Annotated in this window: 20 protein-coding genes and 1 tRNA gene; 13 read left to right on the forward strand and 8 right to left on the reverse strand. The window is 52.8% G+C overall.

Annotation, left to right across the window (positions count from 1 at the left end):
* Positions 1–9: 9 nt before the first annotated feature.
* On the forward strand, positions 10–690 hold the full coding sequence (locus ACH518_RS12975) for a HisA/HisF-related TIM barrel protein (RefSeq protein ID WP_445370387.1): 681 nt from the start codon (positions 10–12) through the stop codon (positions 688–690).
* A gap of 56 nt (positions 691–746) precedes the next feature.
* On the opposite strand, the gene fae is transcribed toward ACH518_RS12975, so the two are convergent.
* The 5 genes from fae to ACH518_RS13000 all read right to left on the reverse strand — a co-directional run bounded on the left by fae (position 747) and on the right by ACH518_RS13000 (position 5,280).
* Positions 747–1,262: a formaldehyde-activating enzyme gene (fae, locus tag ACH518_RS12980; protein ID WP_140913394.1), complete on the reverse strand. Its 516-nt coding sequence runs from the start codon at positions 1,260–1,262 to the stop codon at positions 747–749.
* Positions 1,263–1,345: 83 nt separating this feature from the next.
* Positions 1,346–2,215: a triphosphoribosyl-dephospho-CoA synthase gene (locus tag ACH518_RS12985; protein WP_445370388.1), complete on the reverse strand. Its 870-nt coding sequence runs from the start codon at positions 2,213–2,215 to the stop codon at positions 1,346–1,348.
* Positions 2,209–3,105 (reverse strand): ATP-grasp domain-containing protein, encoded by an 897-nt coding sequence (locus ACH518_RS12990; protein ID WP_445370389.1) that lies wholly within the window; start codon positions 3,103–3,105, stop codon positions 2,209–2,211. Before ACH518_RS12990 ends, ACH518_RS12985 begins: the two co-directional genes overlap by 7 nt.
* An 84-nt stretch (positions 3,106–3,189) precedes the next feature.
* A complete protein-coding gene (gene mch / locus ACH518_RS12995) occupies positions 3,190–4,173 on the reverse strand; it encodes a methenyltetrahydromethanopterin cyclohydrolase (RefSeq protein WP_445370390.1) in 984 nt (327 codons plus the stop codon).
* A gap of 3 nt (positions 4,174–4,176) precedes the next feature.
* The gene (locus ACH518_RS13000) at positions 4,177–5,280 is read right to left on the reverse strand and encodes an ATP-grasp domain-containing protein (RefSeq protein WP_445370391.1); all 1,104 of its coding nucleotides are present in this window, start codon (positions 5,278–5,280) and stop codon (positions 4,177–4,179) included.
* A 75-nt stretch (positions 5,281–5,355) separates the two neighbouring features.
* On the opposite strand from ACH518_RS13000, the gene ACH518_RS13005 reads away from it, so the two are divergent.
* Positions 5,356–5,446: transfer RNA gene (locus tag ACH518_RS13005), tRNA-Ser, on the forward strand.
* 115 nt (positions 5,447–5,561) lie between these two features.
* On the opposite strand, the gene ACH518_RS13010 is transcribed toward ACH518_RS13005, so the two are convergent.
* Positions 5,562–6,392 carry a polysaccharide deacetylase family protein gene (locus ACH518_RS13010; protein WP_445370392.1) on the reverse strand — a complete coding sequence of 277 codons (831 nt, stop codon included), beginning with the start codon at positions 6,390–6,392 and terminating at the stop codon, positions 5,562–5,564.
* Between the two features lie 158 nt (positions 6,393–6,550).
* Here ACH518_RS13010 and ACH518_RS13015 point away from each other — a divergent pair, with 158 nt between their 5' ends.
* From ACH518_RS13015 to sufD, 7 genes are all read left to right on the forward strand, one after another.
* Positions 6,551–7,000: an SUF system Fe-S cluster assembly regulator gene (locus ACH518_RS13015; RefSeq protein ID WP_140913401.1), complete on the forward strand. Its 450-nt coding sequence runs from the start codon at positions 6,551–6,553 to the stop codon at positions 6,998–7,000.
* Between the two features lie 14 nt (positions 7,001–7,014).
* The gene (gene sufB / locus ACH518_RS13020) at positions 7,015–8,463 is read left to right on the forward strand and encodes a Fe-S cluster assembly protein SufB (RefSeq protein ID WP_445370393.1); all 1,449 of its coding nucleotides are present in this window, start codon (positions 7,015–7,017) and stop codon (positions 8,461–8,463) included.
* A 356-nt stretch (positions 8,464–8,819) separates the two neighbouring features.
* On the forward strand, positions 8,820–9,404 hold the full coding sequence (locus ACH518_RS13025) for a GIY-YIG nuclease family protein (RefSeq protein WP_445370394.1): 585 nt from the start codon (positions 8,820–8,822) through the stop codon (positions 9,402–9,404).
* 435 nt (positions 9,405–9,839) lie between these two features.
* Positions 9,840–10,085, forward strand: a complete 246-nt coding sequence (locus ACH518_RS13030; protein ID WP_260839390.1) for a DUF4160 domain-containing protein — start codon at positions 9,840–9,842, stop codon at positions 10,083–10,085.
* Positions 10,057–10,299 (forward strand): DUF2442 domain-containing protein, encoded by a 243-nt coding sequence (locus ACH518_RS13035; RefSeq protein WP_140913771.1) that lies wholly within the window; start codon positions 10,057–10,059, stop codon positions 10,297–10,299. The genes ACH518_RS13030 and ACH518_RS13035 overlap by 29 nt, the downstream gene beginning before the upstream one ends.
* Before the next feature lie 39 nt (positions 10,300–10,338).
* Complete coding sequence (sufC, locus tag ACH518_RS13040) at positions 10,339–11,088, forward strand: Fe-S cluster assembly ATPase SufC (protein WP_445370395.1); 750 nt, start codon at positions 10,339–10,341, stop codon at positions 11,086–11,088.
* Positions 11,085–12,389: a Fe-S cluster assembly protein SufD gene (gene sufD / locus ACH518_RS13045; protein ID WP_445370396.1), complete on the forward strand. Its 1,305-nt coding sequence runs from the start codon at positions 11,085–11,087 to the stop codon at positions 12,387–12,389. The genes sufC and sufD overlap by 4 nt, the downstream gene beginning before the upstream one ends.
* Before the next feature lie 10 nt (positions 12,390–12,399).
* Here sufD and ACH518_RS13050 read toward each other — a convergent pair whose 3' ends face one another.
* Positions 12,400–12,960, reverse strand: a complete 561-nt coding sequence (locus ACH518_RS13050; RefSeq protein ID WP_445370397.1) for a Uma2 family endonuclease — start codon at positions 12,958–12,960, stop codon at positions 12,400–12,402.
* Between the two features lie 80 nt (positions 12,961–13,040).
* On the opposite strand from ACH518_RS13050, the gene ACH518_RS13055 reads away from it, so the two are divergent.
* From ACH518_RS13055 to ACH518_RS13070, 4 genes are read left to right on the forward strand one after another with little or no spacing between them, the layout of a single operon-like run.
* Positions 13,041–14,264 (forward strand): SufS family cysteine desulfurase, encoded by a 1,224-nt coding sequence (locus ACH518_RS13055; RefSeq protein WP_445370398.1) that lies wholly within the window; start codon positions 13,041–13,043, stop codon positions 14,262–14,264.
* Positions 14,264–14,719 carry a Fe-S cluster assembly sulfur transfer protein SufU gene (gene sufU / locus ACH518_RS13060; RefSeq protein WP_278212192.1) on the forward strand — a complete coding sequence of 152 codons (456 nt, stop codon included), beginning with the start codon at positions 14,264–14,266 and terminating at the stop codon, positions 14,717–14,719. Before ACH518_RS13055 ends, sufU begins: the two co-directional genes overlap by 1 nt.
* Positions 14,719–15,471 carry a class I SAM-dependent methyltransferase gene (locus ACH518_RS13065; RefSeq protein WP_445370399.1) on the forward strand — a complete coding sequence of 251 codons (753 nt, stop codon included), beginning with the start codon at positions 14,719–14,721 and terminating at the stop codon, positions 15,469–15,471. The genes sufU and ACH518_RS13065 overlap by 1 nt, the downstream gene beginning before the upstream one ends.
* Before the next feature lie 34 nt (positions 15,472–15,505).
* Positions 15,506–15,820 carry a non-heme iron oxygenase ferredoxin subunit gene (locus ACH518_RS13070; protein WP_278212190.1) on the forward strand — a complete coding sequence of 105 codons (315 nt, stop codon included), beginning with the start codon at positions 15,506–15,508 and terminating at the stop codon, positions 15,818–15,820.
* A gap of 22 nt (positions 15,821–15,842) precedes the next feature.
* On the opposite strand, the gene ACH518_RS13075 is transcribed toward ACH518_RS13070, so the two are convergent.
* Positions 15,843–16,283 (reverse strand): hypothetical protein, encoded by a 441-nt coding sequence (locus ACH518_RS13075; RefSeq protein WP_445370400.1) that lies wholly within the window; start codon positions 16,281–16,283, stop codon positions 15,843–15,845.
* Positions 16,284–16,287 lie beyond the last annotated feature (4 nt).

Here is a 16,287-nt window from a genome sequence, read left to right on the forward strand (position 1 = left end):
AGTCACTCCATGCAAATTATTCCAGTCATTGATTTAAAAGACGGCTTGGTGGTACACGCCAGTGGCGGGGACCGCAGCCATTACCGGCCGGTGCATCTGAATTCGCAGCTCGTTACCGGCAGTTCGATAGCTGAAGTGGTTTCCGGCTTCTTGAGTTTGTATGCGTTTCCAGTGTTTTACATCGCCGATCTGAATGCCATTGCCGATAACGGCAATCATCGCCAAATTCTCGAGCCGTTAATCCGGCGTTATCCGAATATCGAGTTTTGGGTCGATAGCGGCCTACCGCAACCCGGCTTGGGCTCCGCACAACCGCATAACCTTAAACCTGTGATCGGCACCGAAACTCGGTTGTCGCCATACGATTTAAGCAACTCTGCGGCGGTTTTGTCGCTGGACTTCAAACACGACTTAGCTCTGGGCGATGCGCGTTGGTTGGAATTGCCGCAGTATTGGCCGCAGACGGTAATCGCAATGACGCTGGATAAAGTCGGCGCCGATTCGGGGCCGGATTTTGCCAGACTCGATAGTCTGAGGCACAGGCACCCCGATACCCGTTGGATAGCTGCCGGTGGAGTGCGCGGTGCCGATGATCTGCGCCGGCTGGAAGCGGTCGGAATGTCCGGGGTACTGATTGCCAGTGCGTTGCACAACCGCCGTATCGGCGTGGCTGAAATTAGCAAATTTTAGACAAAAAAATACCCCGGCGAGCCGGGGTATTTTGTACAACCTTCGATACTAAAAAATTAAACGTTGTTAGCAGCGAACGGGTGTTTGGCGTCTTTTCTGGCAGCCAATACTTCTTTAGCAGTCGGAGTGCCGGCTACAGCACGAGCGATCGCTTCTTTGGTTGCTTTGTAGTTGAATTCTTCGATTTTCGCGTCGTCGTCAGCCAACCAGTGGATGAATACGCCAACGGAAACGAACAAATCGTCAGCTTCGTCAGCAGGAATGGTACCGTCTTCAACAGAGTCAGCAACCGCTTGAGCAACGGCGCGTTGTGCAGGTCCGAACATTTGAACGGCTTGTTTTGAACCTTTGATGGTTACTTTGTTGAACAGGATGGTAGCTGGTTTAACCAACAGGTTAGGCGCAACTACAGCCAACAGGGTAGAGAAACCGTCTTTGTTGTTGGTCAAAGCATTTGCAAACGCGGTTTCTGCCGCTGAGCCACGTGGGCCCAAGATCAGGTCGATATGGGCAATTTCGTTGCCGTCACCAACCAAAGACTCGCCAACGCGCATGTTTGTAATTTTTGCCATTTTAAATTTATCCCCTAAAGATAAGATTGAACCAAAAAATAGACACAATAATGTCCCAAAATATAGTTTCTGCGAAGTTCCCTCTATAACTTACCAACCATTGCCTGGCCGATAAGCTGTTCCAGAAGCACCACCAGTACTGTCGCTACAGTCATGTCAGCTGTCGTACCCGGATTGATTCTTTGTGCCTTAAAAGCTTTGTCCAGTCCGTAAAGCACCGGAAAAAGCTCTTCAGGCTCAATGGCGAGCTGCATCGCCTGATCGAGCGATTCCATCTCTACCTTGATCCACTCTGAATACCGCTTTCCATACTTCCGCTCGATATGGCTATCGGGAAAGTGCGCCAACATTGCGGCGAAAACCGCTAGCGCAGCCCAACCAGAATCGCCAGACAAAACGAAAGCACGATTATATCGTAAAACTGAGAAATCAAAAATGTCTTTAAAATTGGTGGCGTATTGTAAGGCGATTCGATCTTTGTCTGCGGCAAAGCGCATCGCTTCCATTAAAGTGACAGCGGCTTTTTCCTGAACGTCGTGTTGCTCGGATTCACCTAGTCCGGCCGGTGCGGCTAACACAATGGCCTCGAATACCCAGTCGGCATCTGCTTGGGTAGTGGCTTGCAATACACACTCGAGCGCCTGTCGCCAGGATTGCCCCGGCTTCAAGCTCGCTGCCGCCTGAATTAACGGTGCGCAGAGTAAAACGATACCCAGATTGGTGTTGCAGGCCACGGCTTCTCGAGTGGCTTTGATGGCGTAATAAATTTTTTCGCCCAGGCTAAGTTTTGGGTCGGTAAGCGGCCCGCTACTGACTTGCGCACTGAGCCGAAAATCGTCGACCGTCATATCGTGTGCCGGACTGTAAATACTGACGTTGCCCGGCTTGAACGCCTGCAATTCGATTTCACACGCTTGGCGATAGGCGTCGATCAGTTGTTGCCGGTTCAGCATGGCTCGCTCAAGTAACGGCTCAATAAGTCGGCGACCAAAATTTGGGCGATATTCGTCTCGCAAACGCCTTGCAAACCCCGCCAGGCCGGAACGCTGTTAACCTCAATGATTCGGTAAGTGCCGTCCCGGTCTTTGATCAGATCGACGCCGGCGTAATCCATTCGTAAGGTTTCGACTGCTGCTACAGCCAAATCGGCTAACTCGGGCTCCATGCCGATGGCCTCGCAACTGGCGCCGCGGGCAACGTTATTCAGCCAGGAAATACCGCGCCGCCGCATGGCGGCTACTGCTTTGCCGTTCACTACGAATACCCGAACGTCGGAGTAACCGTCGCCGTCACATTCGACGAAACGCTGTAGATAGTAAATACCGCGGCTGCCGGTCAGCCATAACAAATCGGTGGATTTTTCGATGCGGCGAATTCCTTCGCCTTGTGAGCCGAACAACGGTTTGCTGATCAAAAAATTGCCGAGTTGTAACTCGCGTTCGGCGATTATCAGGGCTTGTTCACGGTCGCGCACGACCCAGGTGGCTGCCGTTGGTAGCCCGGCCCGGTGCAATAGAAAGCTGGTCATGCCTTTATCGACGCTACGTTCTATGGCTCCGGCGTCGTTATAAACCGGAACGCCGAGCAGTTTCAAAGCGTGAAGTATATCCAGATAAAAAACCACCTCTTCCAACGATCCGCCCGGTACTCCACGGACGAAAATCGCTGCGGGCAGGCGGTCCGCGAAGCCGGGGATGAATATCGGCAGATCGTTATCGTGAATCTGTATCGTGCAGTCGGTCAGGGAAGCGTATGCGGCGTCAAAGCCGCGATGGGCAAAAGCCTGGCACAATTGTTTGCCGTGCCAGCCCGGATCGTCGGTAAAAATTGCAATTCGGCGCAATGTAAAAGATGCGGTAAAAGTTAGCGGCAGGGCGGCGGGTCTGACTGGGCAAATTCCGCCGCCGGGAGGGAAGGTCGGCGAGAATTATGCGCCGAACGACTGGTTTAACAGTGCATTGTCCAATTTGCCGGCGCGGAAGCTTTTGCCGGAGTCGACTGCGGTGACAATCACCACGGCCGGGCTGAACAACATTGCGTCTATTTTGAAGAAGTCGTATTCGTAGGCTTTAAAAATCTCGGCAAACGGTTTTCCGTAATCTTTGGAAGTCGAGCTCGGCAATTCTTTGGCCAATTTCTCGGCGGCCGCGTCGTCACCTTTGACGAACAAATGCACCTGTCCGGCGAACAAAATCGCGTCGTTAGTCCGGCCCATGGCTTTGACGAAATTAGGGTGTGGCGGGCAGATCGGCGCGCTACCGGAGCCGTCGATGATGTTTTCCAACGGAAAGTGCAGGGCATGGGCCTTGTGCATCGCTACCTCCAGTACCCGTCCGACGACTTGTACGCCGCCGGCCAGACTGCTGGTCGGGGTTACTATGATCGTCAGTTTTTCCGGAGCTACGCCGCAGGCGGCCGCGACTTTTTCGACAATTTCTAGCGGCGGCACGGCATCGTTTTCGATCACCAGCACGGTCTGTTCGGCGCTGTCGCGGTATTCCAGTTCTTTATAAAGTTCCTCAACCGGCTCTACCGATCCATCCTTGACCTTGGTAGCCATCGCTCGGGCCGGGCCGGAACCCAGCGCATAATATTTGCCGTGCGACAAGCTCCAGCCGGCATATTGGCTACCGAGGCAGGACAATACCGGATTGGTGGCATGCACATTGATGGTCAGCGGCCAGCTCTCGGTGTAAGCGCTTTGCGAAATGGTCGCCGTGCCCATGCCACCCATGCAGATTTCGGTAATGATACGGCCTGCTTCCAATCCGCCGGGCACCTTAATACCTGCGTCGATGATGGTGCAACCGTTTTCGAGTTTCTCAATGCCCAATCTTAATTTGTCAGCGTTATCCAGCAGCTCCTGCACTAAGGGCTGTGAAAGTTGATTGACGCTCGCCTGATATTGCATGAATTAATAACCTGATTCTAAGAGAGTTTGAAGGATGGCCTGCCGTTGCCCCAATCGCTCGGCAACCTGCCGCGAATTTTTTCCGCCGGCAATAATACTGCATATCGGCTGGCCCACGCCAACAATCGAGCCTGCGACCGGCCGATCTACGGCCCAATCCGGCCAAATCACATGCGATTCGATCTTTTGTGCTTTAGTGGCGTAAATGGTTTGGTAAGCACGCGGTTCGGCGCTGATCTTGCCGGCGCAGATATCCGCAGACTCAAATACGGTCGCCAAGTGCCTCAGCAGTAACTCCTTGCCATAAAGCTGGGCGCTGGCGGAGATGCGCGGATTGATCTCCAATAGATGAATGCCTTTGGCGTCGAGCATGAAATCCAAAGTGTTGAGTCCACGTAATCGGTATGCGGCTGCGAGTTTATTTGCTGCTTCAGTCACTTGATGACGGGTAGTGCCGGGCAGTTCTGCTTGACTGCTGATGCCGCCAAAAACGAAACCATGTCCGGGGCTTGGCTCGACACACCATTGGCGATTGAATCCGATCACTTCAATGTGTTGGGCATGGGCTGCAAATAGCACCGACATTGCCTGGCCGTCGATAAAACGTTGCCAATAGCCGTCCACGCCGGCTGAATCCTGGTTGCGGCTTATTCCAATCCCGCCGTGGCTGTGCCAGGGTTTAAAAATCCAGCCGTCGCCGGGGGATTTTGCTGCAAAGTCGACTGCCGGGTATGAGATGCCCAGTTTGTCCAACATTTCAAAGAAATAAGGTTTGTTTTGCGTGTTTTGGAACACCTCTGCGGAATTGCCAAATACGCGCTTACGTCCTTGCAGATGCGTTAACGTTTCCGGATGGGCTTCAAAGCCGCTACCGTAAATCACCCCGTCTATGGCATGTTCTCTGAGTGCAGCGTGTACCGCTTCGCTAACGTGATTCCAAGCCAGGGAGGTGGTCTGGTATACCTGTCTTGCCATATCCAGTGTGTCTGCGTCGGCGAAACAATCTATGGCTACGATGTCGCAGCCGATGTCGGTGCACATCCTGGTCAGCATTCGCGCGGATTTTGCAATTGCCAACAAACACTTAGGGAAAATAGAGCGGGGCATGGTATCGGCTTGTTCGAGTCTGTCGTAAAAAATACTAGATTCCGCCGAAACTTTCTGAAATAATGCACGGCTATTGGAGAGCTGGCTGAGCGGTCGAAAGCGGCGGTCTTGAAAACCGTTGACGGCTTATACCCGTCCTGGGGTTCGAATCCCTAGCTCTCCGCCATTATTGAAAGGCCTTTGAATTTCAAAGGCCTTTTTCGTTTATAGCGCTATTGAATGGCGTTTTCTAAGTCCGTCTTGATTTGGCTGCGTTCGATATTTAGCGCGGTTCGGCTTGTTTAAACCATATCAAATTGGTGATTCAGTCGGCTCAAGATGCGTTTCATGTAATACCTGCCGATTTTCTGCCAAGAGACGTCGTTATCCACAAAGTTTAATTTGCGGGCCAGCAGGCTCGGGCTGTCGCCGGAATAAACGGTGATGCGTTTGATTAGAAGCGGGTTGCTATCGGGTTCTCGCCATCCGGGTTGTGTAGTGCAGGCCAGCTTGTATCCCGCAAGCTCGGCTGCTGCTAACGAATCAGCGTTGAAGCGGCCGAAAGGGTAGGCCAGGCTGGTCACAGGCGCGGTCAAAAGTTGCTCCAGCAAGGTTTTGGCTTGGTCGAATTCTGCAAGTTGCTGGTCATGGTTAAGTAACGAAAGATCCGGGTGTGAGTGGGTGTGCGACGCGATTTCCATTCCCGCAGAATGCATTTCCAGCAATTGGCCCGGGTCGAGCATCCGGGTTTGCTGGGACTGCCCGCCCAGCCAATGCGCGTGGCCGCCGATACAGTCGGTAGTAATGAACCAAGATGCCTTCATGTCTCGTTCCACTAGGGGGAAAAAAGCCCCCTCGTAGTTGTCTTTATAACCGTCATCGAAGGTCAGAACTACGCTTTTCTCCGGCAGTAAATGCGGCTTATCCAGGTCTCTGAACAGAACGGTGTTCCAACCGTTTTGCTTCAAGTATTTCAGGTGCTTGGCGAACAGGCTCGCCTCAATCGAATATACCGACTCCGGTTTTTCGCTCGGGGTGCCGTGGTACATCAACACGATGGGGCTGCGAATATGGGGCATGGTTGAGGCTGTAAGAGGTCCAAGTTTTGGGGGATGGATAAACGTGTCTTGCAAGCCTGCAAGTATAACAGGGAAGGCCGGCTTGGAAGTTTGCCGGCACCGTCACCGCGGGCGGCTTTCGATCCTTGTAGGGGCAAATTGCGTGCAAATAACCAAGTGCTTTACTTGGTTATTAAATAAGACTAAAATGGTCCCCATTGTGGAGGGTGTGGATGTTGCGACTAAGCAAACTGACTGATTATGCAACGGTAATCCTGAGTCATATGGCTCGGGAATCGGGTCGTTTGCACGGAACGTTCGAATTGGCCGAGGTTACCGGCATCGCTCAGCCGACCGTCAGTAAGATATTGAAAACACTAATGAAGGCTCAAGTCGTGGTTTCGGTGCGCGGAGCTAAAGGCGGATACGCCTTGGCGCGAGAGCCGGACAGAATTACCGTTGCTGCCATTATCGGCGCACTGGAGGGGCCGATAGCGTTGACCGAGTGCAGTGCTTCACACAAGGGCTGCGACCAAGCCAGCGGTTGCCGGATACAAGGCAACTGGCATTTGATAAATCAAAAAATCGCCAATGCGTTGGAATCGATTACGCTGGCAGACATGGTGTTGCCGTTTAAACCGCCGGAAGAAGTGTATATTCCGGTCAATCAACTGTTTCGATAAAAGTACTAAAGCCTATGTCCACCTCCGCTCAAGAAATCGAAAACCTGATCAGCCAGGAATACAAACAAGGCTTCGTCACCGAGTTGGAAGCCGATACCTTTCCGCCGGGATTGGACGAAGACGTTATCCGTCGTCTGTCCAAAGTTAAAAACGAACCGGAATTCATGCTCGAATACCGGCTAAAGGCGTTTCGCCATTGGCAAACCATGAGCGAACCGGACTGGGCACAACTGAAAATCGATCCGATCGACTACCAAGCCATCAGCTATTACTCGGCGCCTAAGTCTAAAAAAGATAAGCCCAAAAGTCTGGACGAAGTCGATCCGGAATTGCTGGAAACTTACAAAAAACTTGGGATTCCGCTGGATGAACAAGAGCGGCTGGCCGGAATCGCCGTCGACGCAGTGTTCGACAGCGTATCGGTCGCCACCACCTTTAAAGGCAAGCTCAAAGAGGCCGGAGTGATTTTTTGCCCGATTTCCGAAGCGCTACAGGAGCACCCTGAACTGGTCAAACAATACCTCGGTAGCGTCGTACCGGTTGGCGATAACTTTTTCGCCGCATTGAACTCGGCAGTGTTTACCGACGGTTCCTTCGTTTACATCCCCAAAGGCGTGCGTTGCCCGATGGAGTTGTCGACCTATTTTCGGATCAACGCTGCCAACACAGGCCAGTTTGAAAGGACTTTAATCATTGCCGACGAAGGCTCGCACGTGTCCTATCTGGAAGGCTGCACCGCGCCGATGCGCGATGAAAACCAGTTGCATGCGGCAGTCGTTGAATTGGTCGCTTTGGAAAACGCTCAGATCAAATACTCGACGGTACAGAACTGGTATCCCGGCGACAAAGACGGTGTCGGCGGGATCTATAACTTCGTCACCAAGCGCGCCGAATGCCGTGGCCGTAATTCCAAGGTTTCGTGGACGCAAGTCGAAACCGGTTCGGCGATCACCTGGAAATACCCCAGTTGCGTGTTGTTGGGCGACGACTCGGTCGGCGAGTTTTACTCGGTGGCCTTAACCAACAATTTGCAACAAGCCGACACCGGCACCAAGATGATCCACATCGGCAAAAATACCCGCAGCACCATCGTGTCCAAGGGTATTTCCGCCGGCAAAGCGCAGAACACCTATCGCGGGTTGGTCAAGGTCGCCAAATCCGCCGAAAACGCCCGCAATCATACTCAGTGCGATTCGCTGCTGGTCGGCGATAAATGCGGCGCGCATACCTTTCCGTATGTCGAGGTCAAACAACCGTCGGCGCAAGTCGAGCATGAAGCCACGACATCGAAGATCAGCGAAGACCAATTGTTCTTTTGTCAGCAGCGCGGGTTGTCGGCTGAAGATGCGGTGTCGATGATTGTGAACGGGTTTTGTAAGGAAGTGTTTAAGGAATTGCCGATGGAGTTTGCGGTGGAGGCGCAGGCGTTGTTGGGGATTAGTTTGGAAGGGGCGGTTGGTTAAATTGGATTTTGTGGGCTGTTGGTGGTGACGAGTTGATTCCGTTCGTGGTGAGCTTGTCGAACCATGAATGGAATCAGCTGGGGTAATGTGTCGCTATCGCGACGGGTTGTTTTGAAGTCGGGTCTCGGCCCGACAGCCGAGTGACTTTTCTTTGTTTGGCCAAAGAAAAGTCACCAAAAGAAAGGCCACCCGGAATTCCGCCTTAATCCTGCGCTTCTCGCTTTTGGCGAGGGTTTTCGGAAGGGCCATCCTTGGCCCTCCGAAAACGAGCGGCATCCCTGCCGCTCCCCTGCGGGCTATTCTCGCCAAAAGCTGCGATGCTCGGGGCGGAATAACGGGAATAACCCCGCCGCGGGATGGAAATTGTTTGGATTATTTATTTTGGTTACTTCTATATGACTGAAAATTTGATTTCAGTAAAAGAATTCTCAGAGCTTAATGGATTGCGGCGTCAATCAGTATTTAAGGTTATCAAGCGCCTGGGCATAGAGCCAGAGAAATCTCGTGGTGGCAGTGAAAATCGAGGACAGACAATTTCCTATATCACAGATCGTGAAGCTCGTTTAGTACTGGAAGTTATTGGTTCTAACAGAAGTGCTTTAATGGAAGATGAGGATAGAGAATCTTCTTTACCGGAAGCAACTCTTTACGATATTGGTGTTTTCTACTTGTTGGGGTTGGAACCTGAGCATGATCCCAATCGTTTTAAAGTTGGTTTTGCAAACAATATTAACGAACGGCTGAGGCAGCATCGTTGTTCTGCACCATTTGCCAAAGTAATGAAAACCTGGTCTTGCAGAAGATTATGGGAAAAAACTGCAATTGAATGTGTTACTGCGGGATGCGATCAGTTACATACTGAAGTTTTTAGGGCAACATCTTTGAATTCGGTTATTGATAAATGTGATCGTTTCTTCGAATTAATGCCCCGACTTGATTAATTGAATTTGAGCAGGGTAGGGTGGGCACGATTTAGTGCTCGCCCGGGATGAAAGCCAATGGTGGGCAAAATTGCCCACCCTACATTTTCAGGATTTTTTTTGAAGTTGCGATGGTTTTTCTTCCCGTATGCCGCGCCGAGCACCCTAGCTTTTGAACGTAATAGCCCGAAGGGGCGATGCATGGATGCGTCGCGCTGCATGCAGGGGCTGGGAGCCCCTTCAGGCAACCCCGTTCAAAAGCGAGGAGCCCAGGATAAAAGCGGCATCCGGGTCGCCTTTTCTTTGGATACTTTCTTTTGGCGATGCAAAAGAAAGTATCTCGGCTGTCGGGCCGAGACCCGACGTTAAATAGCCGTCGCGATAGCGACACTAATTGTTGAAGAACTGAAAAAATCAATGCCAGAAATATCCCGCTTCTACGGAATCATTATTCGGATGTTCTTGATCGACAGCGAACATCCGCCTCGCCATATACATATCAAATATGGCGAATATCAGGCGGTTATGGAGTTGGAGAATTTGAATATCATTGAAGGTGGCATTCCCAGAAAATGCCGCGCATTAGTTCGAGGATGGGCCGAATTGCATCAAGACGAGCTGATAGCTATGTGGGCCAAAATTTTCACAGTATTGCCCCTTTGGAGTAACAGAAATGAAACTCAAACAATTTCAATATCTTGACGGTTACAGTTTTGAGCTCGCTTTTGAAAATGGCCAGACCTTTAAAGTAAATTTGCAGGATTTAATTGGCCAATACGTTTCTCCGGATCAAGTAAAAACGGCCAAGATTGATCCTGAATGGGGATGTCTGGAGTTTAATGACGGCAAAGCGGATGTTGAGCCAAAAACGCTTTATCAGTTTGCTCTAAAAACGACAATACAACACGCAGCCTGATCAAAGGCAGTCAGAATTTTAATTTTAGGTACAAAACGTATGCTCAGCATAAAAAATCTCCACGTCACCATCAACGACAAACCCATCTTAAAAGGCCTAACCCTGGAAATAAACCCAGGCGAAGTTCACGCCATCATGGGCCCTAACGGCGCCGGCAAGAGCACCTTGTCGCACGTGCTGTCCGGCAAACCCGGTTACAGCGTCACTGAAGGCAGCGTGACTTACGACGGCAAGGATTTGCTGGAGATGGACCCGGAAATTCGCGCCCGCGAGGGCGTGTTTCTGGCGTTTCAATATCCGGTCGAGATTCCGGGTGTCAGCAACATCTATTTGCTGAAAGCGGCCCTGAATGCGATGCGCAAGCACAAGGGCCTGCCGGAAGTCGATGCGATGGATTTTCTGACCATCGTCAAAAGCAAGGTCAAGTTGCTGCAGATGGACGAGAAGTTTCTATACCGCGCGGTCAACGAAGGTTTTTCCGGCGGCGAGAAGAAGCGTAACGAGATTTTGCAGGCAGCAGTGCTGGAGCCGAGATTGTGCATCCTCGACGAGACCGATTCCGGCCTGGACATTGACGCGTTGCGGATTGTGTCCGACGGCGTCAATTCGCTGCGTGCCGCCGAGCGTTCGTTCTTGATGATCACCCATTACCAACGCCTGCTGGATTACATCAAACCCGACGTAGTGCACGTGTTGGCGGACGGCAAGATCGTCAAGTCCGGCGGGCCGGAGCTGGCGTTGGAGCTGGAAGAAAAAGGTTACAGCTGGCTGGAAGGGCAAGCCGCATGATCGCCGCCGAACAATCAGCTTATTCTTATTTGGCGGCCTATCAAGACTTGGCACCGTCGTTGCCGGGTGTCGATCTGCCATGGTTGCAGCAACTGCGTGCCGAAGGTTTGGCTGCCTTTGCCGAGCGCGGTTTTCCCAATATTCGCGAGGAAGAATGGCGCTACACCAATCTGTCGGCGTTGAACAAAACCGTGTTCGCGCCGGTTGCGGAACAGGGCATTGACGCGGCGTGGTTACAGCCATACCGCCTGGAAGACGCTTATAGCGTGGTGCTGGTTAACGGTCGCTATGTTGCCGGTTTGTCGGCTTTGTCCGGTTTGAACGACGGCGTCAGCGTGCGTAGCTTGGTCGAGGTGCTGGCGCAAAATCCTGAGTCTGTCGCCGATAAATTGGGCCAAGCGGTCGCCAGTAGCGAACACAATCTGGTCGCGTTCAACGCCGCCTGGTTCGCCGATGGTGTCGTGATCGAGGTTGCCGCCAAGCAGCAATTGGATAAACCGTTGCAGGTTCTGCACGTGGTGACCGAGGCCAACGCGCTGGCCGTCAGCCGCAATCTGTTCCTCGTCAACGACCAGGCCGAAGCGGAAATCATCGAGACTTACGTCGGCAGTGCCGACAGCTATTTCACGGTGTCGGTCAACGAATGTCTGTTGGGCCGCAACGCCGGTTTGACTTTCTACAAAGCGCAATTGGAAGCCGCCAAGGCGCAGCACTTTGGCGGTACCTACGTCAAGCAAGCGCCGGATAGCCGTTTTGCTCACCACAATTTTGCGCTCGGCAGTTTGCTGGCGCGTAGCGACATTCATAGCGATCTGGACAAAGCGTCGGAATGCACCTTGAACGGCTTGTTCGTCGCTAACGGCCGCCAGCATCTGGACAACCACACGCGCATCAACCACTTACAACCGCACGGTATCAGCCGCGAGTTTTATAAAGGTGTCCTGGATAATAAGGCGCGTGGCGTGTTTCAGGGCCGGGTGGTGGTCGCCGAGGGCGCGCAACATACCGATTCGGAAATGAACAACCGCAATTTGTTGTTATCGGCCGATGCCGAGGTCGATACCAAGCCGCAACTGGAAATTTACAACGACGACGTCAAATGCTCGCACGGCGTCACCGTCGGCCAGTTGGAAGAAAAGTCGGTGTTTTATCTGCAATCGCGCGGCGTCGATGCGGAAACCGCACGAAACATTTTGACCTTCGCTTTTGCCAATGAAATGGCAGACAAGGTTGAGAACGCCGAGTTTAAGGGCTTGTTATTGCAGGAGTTATTGGCGCGGTTTCCGGCGATGAGTTTATAGGAGCCAACGTCTATAAGATGTCGGCGACCCGGACCTGAATCGCCGGTAGCGCAACCAGATTGACAGTGTCTGCCTTGGCTAAGGTCGTTTGCTCTCTGTAATCGCCATTTTCCGGTTGCCTGTATATTTCCAGGCAATTGTCGATCAGATTGACGATCCAATACTCGGGGATTTGGTGGGTGGCGTACAAACGGCGTTTTTGCTCGCGGTCGAAACGTAGCGTGCTGTCGGAAACTTCGATCAGTAACAATACATCGACCGCATTTGGGTGGCGGGTGGTGTAGAAATCGGCATTCGGCTTCAGCAGCAGAAAATCGGGTTCCGGCTCCGACAAATCGCCGAGTTGAATCGGATTTTGAACGCTAACCACGGCCTGATCGCCCAATAAACGGTTGAGGATATGATTCAGACGATTGATATGTCCGGCATGGTTGAATCCTATCGGTGCCATCGTGAGAATTTCTCCTTCAATGAGTTCTAATCGGCTTTCAGGCGGAAAAATCCCGGCCTCGCCCATGCGATGCCACTCGGCGATGTCGGTGAGGTGTTTTTGCGGGAAAACGGCGACCATAGTTTTATCCAATGAACGAATCGACTGAATCGATTCTAGTGTTTAGAAAAGACGAAATCAATTAAACCAAACAGTTAGCGATGAGCACATTTCCAATCGAACACATCCGCGCCGACTTCCCCATCCTCGGTGAAAAGATCCGCAATAAACCCCTGGTTTATCTGGACAATGCCGCCAGTTGCCAAAAGCCGCAAGCGGTGATCGATGCCATCGTGCATACCTATAGCCACGAGTACGCCAACATCCATCGCGGTGTGCATACGCTCAGCGTCAAGGCCACGGATCGGTTCGAGGCGGCACGGGAAAAGGTCAGGGCGTTTATTAATGCCAACAGCGAAAAAGAAATCATCTTCGTGCGCGGTGCGACCGAAGCGATCAATCTGGTTGCGCAGAGTTACGGCAAGTCGCATCTGAAAGCCGGCGATGAAATCGTGATTAGTGCGATGGAACATCACGCCAACATCGTGCCGTGGCAGATGCTGTGCCAGCAGATCGGCAGCGTTTTAAGAGTCGCGCCGATCAATCAGCAAGGCGAATTGCTGTTCGATGAGTTAGAAAAGCTATTGAACGCCAACACCAAATTGGTCGCCATCACCCACATGTCCAACGCGCTGGGTAGTATCAATCCGGTCGAGAAAATCATCGCAGCCGCCCACGCCAAAGATATTCCGGTGCTGCTGGACGGCGCTCAGGCGATTCCGCACATGCCGGTCGATGTCCAGGCGCTGGATTGCGATTTTTACGTGTTTTCCGGCCACAAACTCTACGGCCCGTCCGGCACCGGCGTGTTGTACGGCAAGCAAGCCTTGCTGGAAGCGATGCCGCCATATCAAGGCGGTGGCGACATGATTCGGCAAGTGACCTTCGAAAAGACTACCTACGCCGGTCTGCCGCACAAGTTCGAAGCCGGTACCCCGGCGATTGCCGAAATCATCGGGCTGGGTGCCGCGATTGACTACGTCAGCGCGATTGGCATGGACAACATTGCCGCTTACGAAGCTGAATTGCTGGATTACGCCACCGAGCAAGCTCGGCAAATCAAAGGCCTGAACATCATCGGCCAGGCCGAACACAAAGGCGGCATCCTGTCGTTCACGCTGGACCACATCCACCCGCACGACATCGGCACCATGCTGGACAGCTTGGGTATCGCCGTGCGCGCCGGTCATCATTGCGCGATGCCGGTGATGGATTTTTACGGCGTGCCGGCCACGGCGCGCGCGTCATTTGCCATGTACAATACCCGGCAAGAAATCGATATTTTGATGCAAGGCATCAAGTCCCTAATTGAGGTGTTTGGCTAATGTTTGACGAATTACGCGACCTATACCAAGAGGTCATCTTCGACCACAACCGCAACCCACGCAATTTCCGCATCATGGATGATGCTAATCGGCGGGTGGACGGTTTTAATCCGCTGTGCGGCGACAAGCTCACCTTGTTTTTGAAAATCGGCGGCGATCATGTGATTCAGGATGCCAGTTTCCAGGGTTCAGGTTGCGCAATTTCCACCGCATCGGTGTCGCTGATGACCGAAATTATCAAGGGCATGAGCGAAGCCGAAGCCGAAGCCTTGTTCAAGCAGTTCCACGAAATGACCACCGGCAAGACCGAGGACATCAACCTGGAAGCGATCGGCAAGCTGGCGGTATTGGCCGGTGTCCGCGAATATCCGGCGCGGGTCAAATGTGCGACCTTGGCTTGGCATACGCTGGATGCGGCGTTGAAGAATCAACAGGAAGCCGTTTCCACCGAATAGTGGCTGGGCACAAACTCGCCGTATTGCGCGGCGACGCGCTCCGCGACGCCAGGCTGGCGCAGCATTTGGCTGTCGACCTGGTGGACTTGGAACAAGCGTTGGCCGGTGATGACGATATTTTTTTGGCTTACCGAGACGGTTGTCTAAAACTGCTGGACCGACAAAACCTGAAAAAAGGCGGACTGGCAGTTGAAATCGATCCCCGCCCCGGCGAGCAGCATTCCTATCCCGCCCCGAAAAAAGATTTGTTGGCGCAGGCCGTCGGTAAGAAAAGCCATACCGTAGTCGATGCCACCTGCGGTTGGGCGCAAGACAGTCTGGCCTTGTTTCGGATGGGTTATCAAGTGACTTGCCTCGAGCGTTCGCCGGTGATTGCGGCGTTGATTGAAGACGGTTTCGAACGTTTGGCTCAAAAAGACTGGGTGCTGCGGCGCGAACTCAAACCGCCAACATTATTGGTCGGTAATGCCATCGAGTTATTGATGAATCTGCCGGAAGCGCCGGACTGCATTTATCTGGATCCGATGTTCCCGGCGAAGCGCAAGCAATCGGCGGCGACCCGCAAGTCGATGGCGATCCTGCGCGATATTCTCGGCGATGATCTGGATCGGCAACAATTGTTCGATGCGGCTTGGGCCGCGACCGGCAAACGGGTGGTCGTCAAAAGCCCGGATTATGCCGAACCGCTGGGCGGCAAGCCGAGTGAGAGTTTGCAAGGCAAACTGCTCCGTTACGATGTGTATTTGAAATAGACGAAAGTCGTTTTACCCAACAAGCGAGAACAGCATGGCAGAGTGGATTGACGTAGTGGCTGCCTCGGCCTTGGCCGACGGCGAACATGTAGTGGTGGATGTCGACGGCGACGACGTTGCCGTGTTCAACATCGGCGGTGAGTTTTACGCGATTGCCGATGTCTGCACCCACGACGGCGCCGAGATCGCCAGCGGCGAACTGGACGGCGACGAAATCGTCTGTCCGCGTCACGGCGCCCGGTTTTGCGTCAAGACCGGCCAGGTTAAATGCGCGCCGGCTTACGAGGATGTCGCCACGTTTCCGGTGCGGGTCGAGGCCGGTCGGCTCCAGGTCGCCGCGCCGGAATGAGGCGAGCCGAAATGGCTGGTTGTCAAACCAACATATAGCCGACGCTACCGGCCAAAAAGGCGAATTCCACCGCCAACAAATGCGTTTTCTGCAACACCGGCAACATCTCCCAATAGCTTTGCCAGCGTTCCCGCAAGCGCACGCAGCATCCTATGCAGTAGCGTTTGGCCCGCTGCAACCAGATCGGCAAGTGTCGGACGATCCGGTATAAAACGCCGGCAGCGATGGCGCAACTGCTATAAAACACGATCATTTGCGCCTGGAACTTGCTGAAACCGAAAACGTGCGTCAACAACTCTTCAATGGCAAAGGCCACGCTTTCGTAAACGGTATGAACTGCCACGCCGAAAAAGTGCAAAGTTTCGACAGGGAATTTGACGCAGACGATTAACCCGCCGACCAACACCAAAGTCTTAACTACCGTTGTTCTAGAAAAATCGGCTCTATCAAACTTTCTAATCATACTC

The organism is Methylomonas sp. HW2-6, assembly GCF_052474525.1.

Bases quoted from the DNA above. Each gene is read 5' to 3' on its own strand.
- ACH518_RS12975 (WP_445370387.1), top strand. From the start codon at position 10: ATGCAAATTATTCCAGTCATTGATTTAAAAGACGGCTTGGTGGTACAC.
- fae (WP_140913394.1), bottom strand. From the start codon at position 1,262: ATGGCAAAAATTACAAACATGCGCGTTGGCGAGTCTTTGGTTGGTGAC.
- ACH518_RS12985 (WP_445370388.1), bottom strand. From the start codon at position 2,215: ATGCTGAACCGGCAACAACTGATCGACGCCTATCGCCAAGCGTGTGAA.
- mch (WP_445370390.1), bottom strand. From the start codon at position 4,173: ATGCAATATCAGGCGAGCGTCAATCAACTTTCACAGCCCTTAGTGCAG.
- ACH518_RS13000 (WP_445370391.1), bottom strand. From the start codon at position 5,280: ATGCCCCGCTCTATTTTCCCTAAGTGTTTGTTGGCAATTGCAAAATCC.
- ACH518_RS13015 (WP_140913401.1), top strand. From the start codon at position 6,551: ATGTTGCGACTAAGCAAACTGACTGATTATGCAACGGTAATCCTGAGT.
- sufB (WP_445370393.1), top strand. From the start codon at position 7,015: ATGTCCACCTCCGCTCAAGAAATCGAAAACCTGATCAGCCAGGAATAC.
- ACH518_RS13025 (WP_445370394.1), top strand. From the start codon at position 8,820: ATGGAAATTGTTTGGATTATTTATTTTGGTTACTTCTATATGACTGAA.
- ACH518_RS13030 (WP_260839390.1), top strand. From the start codon at position 9,840: ATGTTCTTGATCGACAGCGAACATCCGCCTCGCCATATACATATCAAA.
- ACH518_RS13035 (WP_140913771.1), top strand. From the start codon at position 10,057: ATGAAACTCAAACAATTTCAATATCTTGACGGTTACAGTTTTGAGCTC.
- sufC (WP_445370395.1), top strand. From the start codon at position 10,339: ATGCTCAGCATAAAAAATCTCCACGTCACCATCAACGACAAACCCATC.
- sufD (WP_445370396.1), top strand. From the start codon at position 11,085: ATGATCGCCGCCGAACAATCAGCTTATTCTTATTTGGCGGCCTATCAA.
- ACH518_RS13050 (WP_445370397.1), bottom strand. From the start codon at position 12,960: ATGGTCGCCGTTTTCCCGCAAAAACACCTCACCGACATCGCCGAGTGG.
- ACH518_RS13055 (WP_445370398.1), top strand. From the start codon at position 13,041: ATGAGCACATTTCCAATCGAACACATCCGCGCCGACTTCCCCATCCTC.
- sufU (WP_278212192.1), top strand. From the start codon at position 14,264: ATGTTTGACGAATTACGCGACCTATACCAAGAGGTCATCTTCGACCAC.
- ACH518_RS13070 (WP_278212190.1), top strand. From the start codon at position 15,506: ATGGCAGAGTGGATTGACGTAGTGGCTGCCTCGGCCTTGGCCGACGGC.
- ACH518_RS13075 (WP_445370400.1), bottom strand. From the start codon at position 16,283: ATGATTAGAAAGTTTGATAGAGCCGATTTTTCTAGAACAACGGTAGTT.